This window comes from Streptomyces cyaneofuscatus (assembly GCF_000718135.1).
Classification (GTDB): domain Bacteria; phylum Actinomycetota; class Actinomycetes; order Streptomycetales; family Streptomycetaceae; genus Streptomyces; species Streptomyces cyaneofuscatus.
Map to the genome: position 1 here is coordinate 235,601 of NZ_JOEM01000004.1, position 14,376 is coordinate 249,976.

The window sequence follows — 14,376 nt, forward strand, 5'->3', positions numbered from 1 at the left end:
CGGTCCCCGACCCCGAGCCGCCCGGCTGCTTGGCCGGGTCCCCCCGGAAACGGCGTCCAAACATGGGCACTCGCATGCGAAAGGTGGGGGCAGGCAAGAAGACAGAACGCCTTTATAACAAGAAAAGGGAGGGTAATAGGACACCCGACGAGAACGAGAGGCCCGCCACGTCGAAGAAACCGCCCCGGCACGGCGAGGGGCCGAGCAGGTTCAAGGGCGAGGGGCAGCACGGCTGGGCCCCCGACGTCGACGAGACGTCGCAGCAGCCCAACCCCAGCGCGCACCGCCCCTTCAACCCGGACACGTACGCCCCCGAGCCGGACAGGCCACGCAGGAAGCCGTCCGAGGAGGAGAAGCGCGCCTCCCTGGAAGGCACCACGACGGAGAGCTCGACGAGCCGCGGGGAGGACCGCGGCAAGGACTCCGACATGCAGGACACCGGCCGGCGCGGCAAGTCCCGGCGCCCCAGCGGCGAGAAGGACGCGTCCGCCCATACGGGCGTCGACCCCCAGGAGCGGAAGGGCGGCGACCCCAGCCACTGAGTCAGAGGCGCGCGGGCCCTCTGCGCCCCAGGTCCTAGGCCGAAGGGCTGATCACTTCCGGAACCTTCCTGCTGTTAGCCTGCTCCTGCATATCTGTTGCAATAACAACTGGACGGCATTCCCAGCAGTCGGAGGGCTCGCATCATGGCCACGTACACGCTCCCGGAACTCCCGTACGACTACGCGGCGCTCGAACCGGTCATCAATCCGCAGATCATCGAGCTGCACCACGACAAGCACCACGCCGCCTACGTCAAGGGTGCGAACGACACCCTGGAGCAGCTGGAAGAAGCCCGCGACAAGGAGGCCTGGGGCGCGATCAACGGCCTCCAGAAGAACCTCGCGTTCCACCTCTCCGGCCACATCCTGCACTCGATCTACTGGCACAACATGACCGGCGACGGCGGCGGCGAGCCCCTCGCGGCGGACGGCGTGGGCGACCTCGCCGACGCGATCACGGAGTCCTTCGGCACGTTCGCGGGCTTCAAGTCCCAGCTGACGAAGGCCTCGGCCACCACCCAGGGCTCCGGCTGGGGCGTGCTCGCTTACGAGCCCCTCAGCGGCAAGCTCATCGTCGAGCAGGTCTACGACCACCAGGGCAACGTGGGCCAGGGCTCGGTCCCGATCCTGGTCTTCGACGCCTGGGAGCACGCCTTCTACCTTCAGTACAAGAACCAGAAGGTGGACTTCATCGAGGCGATGTGGCGGGTCGTCAACTGGCAGGACGTGGCGAAGCGTTACGCGGCCGCCAAGGAGCGCACGGACGTACTGCTGCTCGCGCCCTGACTCCGCTCCGGCGGTTGATGCGTCCTGCCTCGTGATCGTCTTCTCAACCTTCACTTCGGCAGGCGGATGAACGGAAAGCCCTCGCGAGGACGTGACTCGCGGGGGCTTTCCCATGCTCCGACCGCCCTCACCTGCATTATTAGGTATTTAGCTCATACGCTAAACAGGAGTCATGGAATCACCCTCCGATGCCTCCGATGACGAGGCGAGCGCCTTCCGCGCGCTCGCCGACCCCACCCGCCGCCAGATCCTGGAGGATCTGCGCGGGGGCGAGCTGGCCGCCGGGGAGATCGCGAGCCGGTTCTCGATCAGCGCCCCGTCCATCTCGCGCCACCTGGGCGTGCTCAAGGGAGCCGGGCTCGTCACCGAGCGCCGGGACGCCAACCGCATCCTCTACTCGCTGGCCGAGGAGCGCCTCGCCATGTGCGTGGGGCGCTTCCTGAGCGCCGTGTGCCCCGAGCAGATCGTGCTCCGCCACACGAAGTGGCGCCCCGCCCCGGAAGGCGATGCCTCATGATCCGGCCCCGGCTCTCCAGCACCATCGAACGCCGCCTCCTGGTGAACTACCGGGTGGACCCGTCCGTCGCGGCGGCCCTGCTGCCCGCGCCGCTGCGGCCCCAACTGGTGCGCGGCCAGGCGGTGGCGGGGATCTGCCTGCTCCGGATCGGCGGCGTCCGCCCGGGCTGGGCCCCAGCGGCGACCGGGGTGACCAGCGAGAACGCGGCACACCGGATCTCCGTCGAGTGGGACGGCCCGGACGGCGTCGAGTGCGGCGTGTACATCCCGCGCCGCGACACCGCCTCCCGTCTCAACGCCTTCGCGGGCGGCCGGATCTACCCGGGTGAGCACGGCCGGGCGGACTTCACGGTGCGGGAGGAGGCCGACGCCGTACGGGTGGCCTTCGCGACCCGGGACGGTGAGGTGGAGGTCGACGCGACGGTGGAGCCGGCCGGGGAGCTGCGCGGGAGCGGGCTGTTCACGGACCTGGCGGAGGCGTCGGAGTTCTTCCGCCTCGGCAGCCGGGGCCTCTCCCCCAACGCCGGGGGCACCCACCTGGACGTCCTCGAACTGTCCACGGACGCCTATAAGGTGACGGCGGGCCGGCCCCGTACCGTACGCTCCTCGTTCTTCGAGGACCCGGACCGCTTCCCGCCGGGCAGTGCGGTGCTGGACAGCGCGCTGGTGATGCGGGGCGTGGCGGCCGACTGGTCGCAGGGGGCGCCGTTCCGGGTGGGGGCGCGCGACGCTTCGCCGCCCGGGTCACCGGGGTGCGGCTGAAGTCACCGGGGTGGGGCTGAGGGGACGGCCTCGGGGAGGTGCCCGCCTGAGCGCTGCCCGTCGGGCCGGTCCGAGCCCTGGCCGTCGGCGAGCAGGCGCAGTGCGTCGGCGGAGGGTTGGTCGTTGGCAGTGTAGATCTCCAGCCGGTGGTCGGGGATGTCGGGCTGGAGCCAGACCTGGTAGTCGACGCTGACCCTGCCGACGGTCGGGTGGCGCATCCGCATGGTGCCCACGGTGCAGTCGGCGACATCGCCGGTGGCCCACAGCCTGGCGAAGTCGTCGCTGCGCATGACGAGTGCACCGATGAGCTCGGCCAGCCGGCGATCGGTGGGGTACCGCCCCGCGGTGAACCGCAGGTAGGCCACATGGATCCGGGCGAGTTCGTCCCAGTTCTCGTGCAGGGCACGGGTGTGGGAGTCGAGGAAGAACATCCGCGGGACGGACGGCCGTCGCGCCGGGTCCTGCGGCGCGTCGAAGTCGACGTGTTCGGCGGTGAGGGCGTGCCCGGTGCGGTTCCACGCCAGCACATCTCCCCGGCGGCCGAGGACGACGGCCGGGGTGTTGCGGCCCAGGGACTCCAGAAGCGCGAGCACCCGGGGATGCAGCCGCTGGCGCTGGTGGCGGACCATGCGCGGTTCCGCCCGCCGGAGCGCCAGGTTGTGCAGGTGGGCGCTCTCCGCGGGGTCGAGGGTGAGGATGCGGGCGAGTGCGTCGAGGACCTGCCGGGAGGCGGCCCCGGCCTGGCCCTGCTCCAGCCGGGTGTAGTAGCCGACGCTCACCCCGGCGAGCTGGGCCAGCTCCTCCCGCCGGAGCCCGGGGACGCGGCGGGAGGTGCCGTAGGTGCGCAGTCCGATGTCCTCCGGTGTGACCCGGGCGCGGCGGGACTTGAGGAACGTCCCGAGGCTCTCCAGTTCCATGGCCATGGCTGCGAGTGTAGGAGGGCACGGCGGGGTCCTGGGTATCCCTGCGAGGTGTACCCACGGCGTGGGGATGGCTGCGCGTCATGGCGAATCCCAAGCTCGTGTCCATGAAGCGAACTACTGACATCCACCAGCCCGGTCCGCGGGCATGGCTCGGCCTGGCGGTGATCCTCGGCCCGGTTCTGCTGGTCGCGATGGACGGCTCGGTGCTGTTCCTGGCCATGCCGAAGGTCACCGAAGCCCTCGCGCCGACCGCCGACCAGGCGTTGTGGGCGCTGGACATCTACGGATTCGTCGTGGGCTCCCTGCTCATCACCTTCGGCGGCATCGGTGACCGGTACGGCCGGCTGAAGCTGCTGATGAGCGGGGTGGCCCTGTTCGGTCTCGCCTCGCTGGGAGCGGCGTTCGCGTCGAGCCCCGACACGCTCATCGCCTTCCGGGCGCTCATGGGCCTGGCGGGGGCGACGCTGCTGCCCTCGGCGCTCGCGGTGCTCGGCGAACTGTTCGCGGACCCAAGGCAGCGGGCCCAGGCGATCGGCATCTTCGCCGCCGCCTTCGCCGCCGGGTTCGCGATCGGGCCGGCGGTCGGCGGGCAGTTGTTGAGCCACTTCTGGTGGGGTTCGGTCTTCCTGGTCAACCTCCCGGTCCTCGTGCTGTTCCTCGTCCTGGCCCCGTTCCTGCTCCGCGAGGTGGCGACCTCGCGCACGGGCCGCATAGACGTCCTGAGCACCGTGCAGTCCGTGGCCGGCCTCCTGCTGACCATCTACGCCGTCAAGCACCTGGCCGCGGAGGGCTGGTCGACGGCCGTCGCGGCCGTGGGGGTGGCCGGCCTGGCGGTGCTGGTGTGGTTCGTCCGGCGGCAGCTCACGCTGGAGCATCCGCTGATCGACTTCAGGCTGTTCCGGGACCGGGTGTTCACCGTCGCGATCATCACCGGGCTGCTGCCGCTCGCCGCGTGGTCGGCGACCGCCTACCTCTCGGGGGTCTACCTCCAGTCCGTACTGGGGATCCCCATCCTGCGCGCCGCGCTGCTCGCCCTCCCCGGGGCCCTGCTGCTCACCGTCACGTGCATCGTGACGCCGATGCTGGTCGCGCGCATCGGCAAGCGGACGGCGCTCGTCACGTGCCACCTCCTCGTGGCCGCCGGTCTGCTCCTGCTGCTGCCCGTCGCGTCCTCCGGCGGGGTGGGCTGGTACATCGCGTCCACGGTGCTCGCCGGGGTCGGGTACGGCATCTCGTTCAGCCTCGTCGCCGAGACGGCCGTCGCCGCGGTTCCGGCCGAACGGGCCGGGTCGGCGGCCGCGATCGCCGAGACCAGCAACGAGCTCGGCAACGCTCTGGGCATCGCGCTGCTCGGCTCGCTGTCCGTCCTCGTCTTCCGCCTCCAGGGCCCTGACCTCGCCGGTACGTTCGGCGAGACGGTCGCCCTCCCCGGCCTCGCGCAGGCGGTGGTCGACCAGGCGCAGGACGCCTTCGTCACCGGCCTCCGGGTGGTCGCCGTCACCGCCGCCCTCCTCCACATCGTCCTCGGCCTGCTCACCCTGCGCCGGGTTCCGAAGTCTCCGAAGTCCCTGGAGGACGAGGGGGGTGCCGGCCGGGGCGGCGAGGGCGACCGCCCGGAGGCCGCCGGGGCGGAGGCCTCCGGGTCGGGCGGCGAGAGGGAGGCCGCCATGCCCTGAGCCGAAAAATGCCCGGCACGGATGCGGCCGGACTGCCACGATGACCTTCGTCCACCCGCCCCCGCCCCGAGCCTGGAGGCGCTCCATGAGCCCCGGCCCCGCCCTCGTCCCGGCCGACCCCAGCGTCCTGCACCCGATGCCCGGGCAGCCGCGCGTGGTGCAGTTGAAGCCGCTGGTCACCTCGGAGCTGATCGAGGTGGGGGCGTACTCGTACTACGACGACCCCGAGTACGCCACGGAGTTCGAGACCCGGAACGTGCTCTACCACTACGGCCCGGAACGCCTGGTCATCGGCAAGTTCTGCGCGCTGGGGACGGGGGTACGGTTCATCATGAACGGCGCCAACCACCGTATGGACGGCCCGTCCACGTTCCCGTTCCCGACGCTCGGCGGCTCTTGGGCCGACCACTTCGACCTGCTGACGGGCCTGCCCAACCGAGGCGACACGGTGATCGGCAACGACGTGTGGATCGGCTACGAGGCGGTCATCATGCCGGGCGTCCGCATCGGGCATGGCGCGATCATCAGCTCGCGGTCCGTGGTCGTCTCGGACGTCCCGGACTACGGCATCGTCGGCGGCAACCCGGCCGGCCTGATCCGCACCCGGTACGAGGAGGCGGACATCGCGCGCCTGTTGGCGGTGGCGTGGTGGGACTGGCCGACGGAGCACCTGACACGCCATATCCGTACGGTGATGTCGGGCACGGTGGCGGAGCTGGAGGCGGCGGCTCCCCGGGACTGAGACGCGAAGCGCCCGCCCCCGGCCTCCGCGAAGGAGTCCGGGGGCGCTAGGGGTCGACCTACCGCAGTTGCTTCCCTGCTTGCCGGGCGAGATCTTCAGGATCGCGGCCACGGCGTCCGTGATCTCCTGCTCACGCACTTCACGCACCCATACGCTGTGGAGCTGGCCGGCCCCCTCTCACTTCGTCACCGAGCCGATCGAGCTTCCCGACGGCCGCAAGGTCCGCGTCAGCGCCTACCCCGACGGCAGTATCCGGTTCCGGGTGGACGGGCTGCCGTACGTCCTCACCGAGGCGTACCTCAGCGGTATCCCCGAGAAGGACAACGTCTGCCCCCACCTCTTCCAGACCCGGGTGGACAAGGCGTTCGATGTGCGGGTGACCGCCGTCGGTCATCGGTTGTTCGGGGCCCGGGTCGACAGCCCCGATCTCGACTGGCGGCGTCGCCAGAACCTCATGCGGTGCGGGCCGATGGAGGTGCCCGAAGCGGTGCGGGTCTCCGTCATCGCCTACCTCACCCACTTCCGTCTGGTGTACGGGGCGTTCGACTTCGCCCCTCGGCCAGTACGTCGGCGAGGGCGGCGCGCAGTTGAGCGGATGTGCTCACGGTTCCGAGCCTTTCTCCAGCTGATCGGCGAGAGCATGGGCGACCGCGTCGGTGATGCCGGGCGGCTGCCATGCCCACTGCCCGTTGGGGTTGCACTCAAGGAAGTACCAGGCCCCGTCACGGGTTACGGCCAGGAACCGCGACCGGACGGTTCCTGCCCGGGTACACCAGCTTCATGATCGCCCGCCCGCACGACCGGCCACCCCGTCCGCCCCTGGCCCTGTTGCCCGGCGAGGAACGGCCCAGCCTGATCGACCCTGCGGTGATCGGGACGTGGACAGGTGGTTGGGTGGCCCAGCTCGCGGCGCCGGCGGCGGAACGTATGGGGTCGGGGCCTGAACAGATCCTCTGGGACGTCTCGACCGGCTCCCAGGCGCGGACGGCGCCCGGGCCGGGTGGCGGGTGGACGGTCGTGCAGCGTGGTCCCGTACGGCTGTGGGACCGGGTCGAGACCGCGATCCCGTGGCTTCGTGCTGCCCCGATGCCGTAAGGAAGATAACCCGAGACCGTGTTGCAGTGCACCGCCGTGGCACCCGTTCCGTACGCCGAGGCGCTCCTCGCGCTCGCCACCCTGGAGGGAGGGCCCGAGCACCCGCCCGATGTACTCGCCCCGGACGAGTTCCTGCTCTGCGAACTGGGCGAGCACGACGAGTCGGTGGAGCACGCCGCGTACCTCTGGGCAGCCCGGACCCCGGACGTGGACCAGGACCTGTGGCTGCTCTATGCCGGCACCGGCGCCCACCGCCTCTACCGGCTCGACATCCTGCCCCTGTGCCCCGCCCGCCTCCGCGGCCTGGCCACCCACACGGTCACCTCATGCGCGTACTTCGACCACCACCCCGGCCCGCACTCCTTCTTCGTGACCGACCCCCTCGGGGACCTGATCACGTCGCCCAACGGCATCGACGAGCCCTGATCAGGGCGTGCGCCGCTGGAACACCGACCCCACGAACTCCGTCAGCAGCCGTTCCTTCAGCCGGACCGGCAGGGTGTCCAGCAGGAAGAGGACCGGAGCCATCCGCTCCGGAAGCCCGCCCGGCTCACCCGACCCGTCCGGCCCCTCCCCCAGGCCCGCGAAGGCCAGGATGCCCGCCACGTCCTCCGGGGTGAGGGTGTCGGGGTCCAGGGTCGCCGCCAGGTCCGTGAGGGCTGGGTCGGCGGTGGTCGGGGGCAGGGATCGGGCCGAGGTCAGGGCTTCCGGGAGGTCGGTGAGGAGGGCGTCCACGCGGTCGACCGTGGCGGGGGTCAGGGTGAGGTGGAGGTTGGGCGGGAGGCCGTCGAAGGAGAGCTGGGGCTGGAGGTACCAGCCGCGTACGCGCATCTCGTCGGCCAGGTGCAGGAGGAGGCTCAGGTCGGGCGTGCCGGAGGGCCGGTCGGGTGTGGCGGAGGTGAGGACCGTGAACGCGACCAGGCCCGCCTCCGGTTCGCCGAGGATGTGGAGGTCCGGGGTGGCCCGGAGGCCCTCGAGGAGGTGGTCGGAGGCTTCCGCCACCCTTGCGGCCAAGGTCGTGTAGCCGTCCTCGCCTATGTGCTGGAGCACCGCCCACGCCTGGGCCAGCAGGCCCGCCGACTTGGTGCCCTGGACCGTCGGGTTGACCACCGGGTAGCCCGGCCAGCCCGCGTGGGCGAAGTACTGGTGGCGGCGGAGTTCGGCGTCCCGGTAGAGGACCACGGAGGCGCCCTTGTCCGCGTAGCCGTACTTGTGCAGGTCGACCGAGAGGGACGTCACGCCGGGGAGGGAGAGGTCGAAGGGTTCCACCGTGCGGCCCGCCTTGCGAAGGTACGGGAGCAGCCAGCCGCCGATGCACGCGTCCACATGGCACAGCACCTCGTGCTCCGCCGCCGCCTCCGCGATCCTCGCCACCGGGTCGATGACCCCGTGCGCGTACGAGGGGGCCGAGGCGACCACCAGGGCGGTACGGGGAGTGATCGCGGCGGCCATCGCGGTGGGGTTGGCCTTGTACGTCACCGGGTCCACCGGGACCACCACCGGTTCCAGGCCCAGGTAGGCGGCCGCCTTGTGGAACGCGGCGTGCGCGGTGGACGGGAGCACCAGTTGGGGGTCGGTCACGCCACGGGTCGAACGGGCGTGGTCCCTCGCCGTCTTGACCGCCAGCAGGATCGATTCGGTGCCGCCGCTGGTGAAGGTGCCCTGCGTCTGCGGTGACCCGCCGAGGAGCGCCGCCGCCGCTCCCACCAGGTCGTTCTCCAAGCGCGCCACGCTCGGGAAGACCGTGGGGTCGAGGCCGTTGACGGTGGCGTACGCGGCGTAGGCCTCGGTGGCCAGCTCGTCCAGGCCCTCGCGCCCGGGGTCGTAGACGTAGGCGAAGGTCCGGCCGCCCCGCGTGGGGGCGTCGGCGGTGCGCAGCGCCTTGAGTTCGGTGAGGATCTCTGCCGCCGGGCGGCCTGCGGGGAGCGCGGGGGTCTCTTGGGCGCTTGCTGCGGGGTCAGGCTGCACAGGTGGCGTCCTCCGGGGCGTCGACGGGGTCCTCGCGGTAGTGGTGGAGCAGCCACAGGCTCGCGGCGGCGAGGAGTGCGGGCAGCAGGCTCATACCCGCCGTGATGCCGGTCAGCGCGGCGGCCGGCTGGGCGACCTCGTGGTCGGCGTCCGAGGAGCGGAAACCGGTCACCGTGAGGACGAGCGCGAAGACGCCCGCCCCCAGCGCGAACGCCAGCGTCTCGGCCGCCGTCCACAGGCCGGTGAACGTGGCCGCGCGCCGCTTGCCCGTACGGGCGGTGTCGGCGGCCAGCGTGTCCGCGAGCAGGGTGAGCGGGAGGAGTTGGAGGCCCGCGTAGGCGATGCCGATGACCGCGACGGCGGCGTATCCGAAGGCGTTGCCGACCTGGCCGGTGAAGGCGAGGGCCGCCGCCCCGGCGACGTACAGCACGGTGGCGCAGCCCTGCGCGTACTTCGCGCCGCGCAGCCGGGCCAGCCTCGTCCACACCGGCATGACCAGGACCAACGGGCCGATCAGGCAGGCGAAGAGCGGGGTGACGGCGCCCGGTGAGCCGAGGGTGTACGTGGCGAAGTACTGGACCCCCGCCAGCATCACGCCCACCGCCAGCGCCTGGAGGAACCACATGCCGGCCAGGAAGAGGAACGGCCGGTTCGTGCGGGCCACGGCCAGTTGGGCGCGGAGGGAGGGTTCGGCGGTGGAGCGGGCCACTGCGGGGGCCCACCGGGTGGTGAACCAGGCGCCGAACATGCCCACCGCGAGCAGGACGGCGACGGCTATGCCCATGAGGCGGTAGCTCGCGGGGGTGCCGCCGTCCGCATGGGCGATCGCCGGGGCCAGCGCGCCGGAGAGCAGGATCGCGGCGCCGAGGAAGCCCACCCGCCAGCTCAGCACCCGGCGGCGCTCGGCCGGGTCGTCGGTGATCTCGGCGGGCATCGTGACGTACGGGACCTGGAAGACCGCGTAGGCGGTCGCGGCGAGCAGGAAGAGGGCGGCGACGTACGCGGCGGCGGCCATGCCGCGCAGCGGGGGCGCGGCGAAAATCAGCGCGAAGAGCGGCGGCAGGGTGCAGGCGCCGATGAGGAGGAACGGCCGGCGCGGGCCGCCGCGCAGCCGGCTGCGGTCGGAGAGCGCGCCGACGAGCGGGTTGATCAGGACATCCCAGGCCTTGGGCAGGAAGACCGCCGCCCCGGCGAGGGCCGGGGAGACGGCGAGCACGTTGGTCAGGTAGTACAGCAGGATCAGGCCGGGGACGGTGGCGAAGGTCCCGGTGCAGAGCGAGCCGAGGCCGTACCCGATCCGCACCCGGCGCGGGAGGAGGAGCGGGCCCGGAATCCCGGGACTCCCCGGGCCCTGCTCCGTACCGCTGTCGTGGCGGCTCTCGGTCGGCATGGGGCAGATCATGAACGAGAGTTCGAGCGAAGGGCAAGGGGTGGGGCCGGAGCCCTCTCAGCTCACCGCGTGCCCTCGTCGGCTCATTGCGTGCCCTCGTCCGCCACGCAGAACTCGTTGCCCTGCGGGTCCTGCAGGACGTTCCAGACCAGGCCGTGCATGGAGTGCTCGCCGATCACCGTCGCCCCCAGCCCCACCAGGCGCTCCACGTCCGCCGGGCGGTCGGGCGACGCGAAGTCGACGTGCACCCGGTTCTTGACGGACTTGGGCTCGGGCACCCGCTGGAAGCCGAGGAACAGCGGCGTGGCGGGGACGATGACGAACTCGCCGTAGTCCCGCGTGCCCTCCACTCCCAGCGCCGTGGCCCACCAGGCGGCGAGCGTCTGCGGGTCGGGACAGTCGATCGTGATCATCTCCGGTGAGATTCGCACGGTCCTCACCGTACGATCCGCCACTGACAACGGGCCGGGAGCACGCGCGTGCTCCCGGCCCGACCAGGCGGAAGGCCCAGTCAGCGGAAAGCCCGGTCAGCGGAAGGCCCGGTCAGTCGAAGATCGGGCCCTGCGTGCGGGTCCGCTTGATCTCGTAGAAGCCCGGGATGGAGGCGACCAGCAGCGTGCCGTCCCAGAGCTTCGCCGCGTCCTCGCCCTTGGGGGCGGGGGTGACGACGGGGCCGAAGAAGGCGACCTGCTCACCGTCGGCGCCGGGCACGGCGATGACCGGGGTGCCGACCTCCTGGCCGACCTTGTCGATGCCCTCCTGGTGGGAGGCGCGCAGCTCGGTGTCGTACGTGTCCTTGTCGGCGTACTCCAGCAGGTCCTCGGGCAGGCCGACGTCCTTCAGGGCACCGGCGATGGCCTCGCGGGTGGGGCCCTCGCCGTTGTTGTGGAAGCGGGTGCCGAGGGCGGTGTACAGGGGGCCGACGACCTCGTCGCCGTGGAGCTGCTGGGCGGCGATGACGACCCGGACCGGGCCCCACGCCTTCACCAGCTTGTCGCGGTACTCCTCGGGTACGTCGTCCAGCTTGTCCTCGTTCAGGACGGCGAGGCTCATCACGTGCCAGCGGACCTCGATGTCGCGGACCTTCTCGACCTCCAGGATCCAGCGGGAGGTCATCCAGGCCCACGGGCAGAGCGGGTCGAACCAGAAGTCGGCCGGGGTCTTGCCGTTCGCGGGGGTGTTCTGGGACATCTCTCTCCTCGGATAAGGCCTGTTGCTCCTGTGGGCGGCAACGCCACCGGAGGGCCTCCCATTCCCGTACCGGCCACTACGGCCTGACCGGATACCGGCCGCCGGGGACGCGTGCAAGGATCAATGGGTTCGAACACGACACATGACGCGCGTCACGAAGGAGTGCCCGTGCCCGGTGAAAACCTGTCCCGCGACGAGGCCCAGAAGAGGGCCGAGCTGCTGACCGTCGACGGTTACGAGGTCGAGCTCGACCTGCGTTCCGCCGTCGACGGGCCCGAGGGGGCCGACGGGGGCGACGGCGGGGGCGAGGGTGACTCCGGTCCGCGTACGTTCCGCTCGCTCACCACGATCCGGTTCCGCTCCGCCCGGGCCGGCGCCTCGACCTTCGCCGACCTGGTGGCGCCGGGTGTGGACGCCGTGACGCTGAACGGGAAGGCCCTCGACCCCTCCGCTGTCTTCGACGGGGTCCGGGTGGCCCTGGACGGGCTCCTGGAGGGCGAGAACGTCCTCGTGGTCGACGCCCGCTGCGCGTACAGCAGGACCGGCGAGGGCATGCACCGCTTCGTCGACCCGGAGGACGGCGAGGTCTACCTCTACACGCAGTACGAGCCGGCCGACGCCCGCCGGGTCTTCGCCAACTTCGAACAGCCGGACCTGAAGGCCCCCTACCGCTTCCAGGTGACCGCCCCCGACGGCTGGCGGGTCTGGTCCAACGGGGCCGAGGAGTCGCACGAGGGCGGGGTGTGGCGGTTCGCGGAGACCAAGCCGATCTCCACGTACATCACGGCCGTCGTCGCCGGTCCGTACCACTACGTGACCGACCACTACAGCCGTACGTTCGAGGACGGCACCACCCTGGAGATCCCGCTCGGCGCGATGTGCCGCAAGGGGCTCGCCAAGCACTTCGACGCGGACGACGTCTTCCTGGTGACCAAGCAGGGCCTGGACTTCTTCCACGACAACTTCGACTACCCGTACCCCTTCGGGAAGTACGACCAGGCCTTCGTGCCGGAGTACAACCTCGGGGCGATGGAGAACCCGGGCATGGTCACCTTCCGCGAGGAGTACATCTTCCGCGGCAAGGTCACCTCGGCGGCCTACGAGCGGCGCGCCAACGTCATCCTGCACGAGATGGCGCACATGTGGTTCGGCGACCTCGTCACCATGAAGTGGTGGGACGACCTGTGGCTGAAGGAGTCCTTCGCGGACTTCATGGGCTCCTTCTCGATGGTGGAGGCGACCCGCTTCACCAACGGCTGGATCACCTTCGCCAACAACCGCAAGGCGTGGGCCTACCGCGCCGACCAGCTGCCCTCCACGCACCCCATCACGGCCGACATCCGTGACCTGGAGGACGCCAAGCTGAACTTCGACGGCATCACGTACGCCAAGGGCGCCTCCGTACTGAAGCAGCTCGTGGCATACGTGGGACGCGACGCCTTCCTTGAGGGCGCGCGGCGCTACTTCAAGAGTCACGCGTACGGCAACACGCGTCTCGGTGACCTTCTTTCGGTGCTTGCGGAGACCTCAGGCCGTGACATGACCGCCTGGTCGCGCTCGTGGCTCCAGACCGCCGGCGTCAACGTGCTGACGCCCGTCGCGTCGTACGACGAGGCCGGGAAGCTGACGGAAATCGTCGTCGTACAGGAGGCCGCCGCCTCCCATCCGGAACTGCGCCCGCACCGGGTCGCCGTCGGCCTCTACCGGCGTACGCCGGAGGGTGAGCTGACGCGGTACGCCCGGGCCGAGGTGGACGTGGCCGGGGAGCGCACGGTGGTCAAGGAGCTGGCAGGTTCCGAGCGGCCCGACCTGATCCTGGTCAACGACGACGACCTCACGTACTGCAAGGTCCGCTTCGACGAGGGGTCGCTCGCCACCCTCCGCGACCACCTGGGCTCCATCACCGACCCGCTGGCCCGCGCCCTGTGCTGGTCGGCGCTGTGGAACCTCACCCGGGACGCCCTGCTGCCCGCCCGCGACTTCGTCGCGCTGGTGCTGGCGCACGCCGGGCGGGAGAGCGACATCGGCGTCCTCCAGATGCTGCACGCCTGGGCGCAGTCGGCGCTGGTGAACTACGCCGCCCCCGCCTGGCGCGAGGAGGGCGGCCGGGCGCTGGCCGAAGGCGCGCTGCGCGAGCTGCGGGGAGCCGAGCCGGGCAGCCAGCACCAGCTGACGTGGGCCCGGTTCTTCGCGGCCGTCGCGGGCTCCGAGCCGGACTTCCAGCTGCTGGGCGGGCTGCTGGACGGCACGGCCCGCATCGACGGGCTGGAGGTCGACCAGGAGCTGCGCTGGGCCTTCCTCTCGCCGCTCGCCTCGCACGGGGTGGCGAACGAGGCGGCGATCGACGCCGAACTGGCCCGCGACGACACGGCGTCCGGCAAGCGCCACCACGTACGGTGCCTGGCCTCGCGCCCCTCGGAGGCGGTCAAGGCGCAGGCGTGGGCGGCGGTCGTGGAGTCGGACAAGCTGTCCAACGCCCTGGTCGAGGCGACGATCGCGGGCTTCGAGCAGCCCTCGCAGCGGGAGCTGCTGGCCCCGTACGCGAGCCGCTACTTCGAGGTGATCGAGCGGGTGTGGGCGGAGCGGTCCATCCAGATCGGCATGCACGTGGTGAAGGGGCTCTTCCCGGCTCTCCAGGACAGCCCGGAGACCCTCGCGGCGACCGACGCCTGGCTGACCGGGCACGCGGAGGCCGCGCCGGCACTGCGTCGGCTGGTCCTTGAGGCCCGGGACGACCTGGCGCGGGTGCTGCGCGGCCAGGAGTGCGACGCGCAGGCGTAGACGG

At 71.3% G+C, this 14,376-nt stretch carries 14 protein-coding genes and 1 pseudogene; 10 read left to right on the forward strand and 5 right to left on the reverse strand.

Annotated elements, in window-relative coordinates:
• Positions 1 to 83 precede the first annotated feature (83 nt).
• The 4 genes from IF17_RS0108335 to IF17_RS0108350 all read left to right on the forward strand — a co-directional run bounded on the left by IF17_RS0108335 (position 84) and on the right by IF17_RS0108350 (position 2,606).
• Positions 84 to 542, forward strand: a complete 459-nt coding sequence (locus IF17_RS0108335; RefSeq protein ID WP_051883933.1) for a hypothetical protein — start codon at positions 84 to 86, stop codon at positions 540 to 542.
• 144 nt (positions 543 to 686) lie between these two features.
• Positions 687 to 1,328 (forward strand): superoxide dismutase, encoded by a 642-nt coding sequence (locus IF17_RS0108340; protein ID WP_018511460.1) that lies wholly within the window; start codon positions 687 to 689, stop codon positions 1,326 to 1,328.
• Positions 1,329 to 1,500: 172 nt separating this feature from the next.
• Positions 1,501 to 1,845, forward strand: coding sequence for a metalloregulator ArsR/SmtB family transcription factor (locus tag IF17_RS0108345; RefSeq protein WP_030563711.1), 345 nt, complete (start codon positions 1,501 to 1,503; stop codon positions 1,843 to 1,845).
• Positions 1,842 to 2,606 carry a DUF2071 domain-containing protein gene (locus IF17_RS0108350; protein ID WP_032771802.1) on the forward strand — a complete coding sequence of 255 codons (765 nt, stop codon included), beginning with the start codon at positions 1,842 to 1,844 and terminating at the stop codon, positions 2,604 to 2,606. The genes IF17_RS0108345 and IF17_RS0108350 overlap by 4 nt, the downstream gene beginning before the upstream one ends.
• A gap of 2 nt (positions 2,607 to 2,608) precedes the next feature.
• Here the strand turns inward: IF17_RS0108350 and IF17_RS0108355 are convergent, their stop codons facing one another.
• On the reverse strand, positions 2,609 to 3,529 hold the full coding sequence (locus IF17_RS0108355) for a helix-turn-helix transcriptional regulator (RefSeq protein WP_030563715.1): 921 nt from the start codon (positions 3,527 to 3,529) through the stop codon (positions 2,609 to 2,611).
• A 104-nt stretch (positions 3,530 to 3,633) separates the two neighbouring features.
• Here IF17_RS0108355 and IF17_RS0108360 point away from each other — a divergent pair, with 104 nt between their 5' ends.
• The 5 genes and pseudogenes from IF17_RS0108360 (at position 3,634) to IF17_RS0108380 (ending at position 7,468) form a co-directional block, all read left to right on the forward strand.
• On the forward strand, positions 3,634 to 5,205 hold the full coding sequence (locus tag IF17_RS0108360) for an MFS transporter (RefSeq protein WP_078615838.1): 1,572 nt from the start codon (positions 3,634 to 3,636) through the stop codon (positions 5,203 to 5,205).
• An 85-nt stretch (positions 5,206 to 5,290) separates the two neighbouring features.
• The gene (locus tag IF17_RS0108365; protein ID WP_030563719.1) at positions 5,291 to 5,947 is read left to right on the forward strand and encodes a CatB-related O-acetyltransferase; all 657 of its coding nucleotides are present in this window, start codon (positions 5,291 to 5,293) and stop codon (positions 5,945 to 5,947) included.
• Positions 5,948 to 6,026: 79 nt separating this feature from the next.
• On the forward strand, positions 6,027 to 6,731 hold the full coding sequence (locus IF17_RS1000000139640; RefSeq protein WP_244890446.1) for an MvdC/MvdD family ATP grasp protein: 705 nt from the start codon (positions 6,027 to 6,029) through the stop codon (positions 6,729 to 6,731).
• A pseudogene (locus tag IF17_RS0108375) lies at positions 6,683 to 7,039 on the forward strand (ATP-grasp peptide maturase system methyltransferase); the annotation flags it as partial. The gene IF17_RS1000000139640 and the pseudogene IF17_RS0108375, both read left to right, overlap by 49 nt.
• A 21-nt stretch (positions 7,040 to 7,060) precedes the next feature.
• Positions 7,061 to 7,468 carry a hypothetical protein gene (locus tag IF17_RS0108380; RefSeq protein ID WP_030563723.1) on the forward strand — a complete coding sequence of 136 codons (408 nt, stop codon included), beginning with the start codon at positions 7,061 to 7,063 and terminating at the stop codon, positions 7,466 to 7,468.
• On the opposite strand, the gene IF17_RS0108385 is transcribed toward IF17_RS0108380, so the two are convergent.
• The 4 genes from IF17_RS0108385 to IF17_RS0108400 all read right to left on the reverse strand — a co-directional run bounded on the left by IF17_RS0108385 (position 7,469) and on the right by IF17_RS0108400 (position 11,591).
• Positions 7,469 to 9,010 (reverse strand): pyridoxal phosphate-dependent decarboxylase family protein, encoded by a 1,542-nt coding sequence (locus tag IF17_RS0108385; protein WP_030563725.1) that lies wholly within the window; start codon positions 9,008 to 9,010, stop codon positions 7,469 to 7,471.
• Positions 9,000 to 10,400 carry an MFS transporter gene (locus IF17_RS0108390; protein WP_244890441.1) on the reverse strand — a complete coding sequence of 467 codons (1,401 nt, stop codon included), beginning with the start codon at positions 10,398 to 10,400 and terminating at the stop codon, positions 9,000 to 9,002. The genes IF17_RS0108385 and IF17_RS0108390 overlap by 11 nt, the downstream gene beginning before the upstream one ends.
• Before the next feature lie 83 nt (positions 10,401 to 10,483).
• A complete protein-coding gene (locus IF17_RS0108395; protein WP_030563730.1) occupies positions 10,484 to 10,831 on the reverse strand; it encodes a VOC family protein in 348 nt (115 codons plus the stop codon).
• Positions 10,832 to 10,943: 112 nt separating this feature from the next.
• Positions 10,944 to 11,591, reverse strand: a complete 648-nt coding sequence (locus IF17_RS0108400) for a mycothiol-dependent nitroreductase Rv2466c family protein (RefSeq protein ID WP_030563732.1) — start codon at positions 11,589 to 11,591, stop codon at positions 10,944 to 10,946.
• A 168-nt stretch (positions 11,592 to 11,759) separates the two neighbouring features.
• On the opposite strand from IF17_RS0108400, the gene pepN reads away from it, so the two are divergent.
• Positions 11,760 to 14,372: an aminopeptidase N gene (gene pepN, locus IF17_RS0108405; RefSeq protein ID WP_030563734.1), complete on the forward strand. Its 2,613-nt coding sequence runs from the start codon at positions 11,760 to 11,762 to the stop codon at positions 14,370 to 14,372.
• Positions 14,373 to 14,376 lie beyond the last annotated feature (4 nt).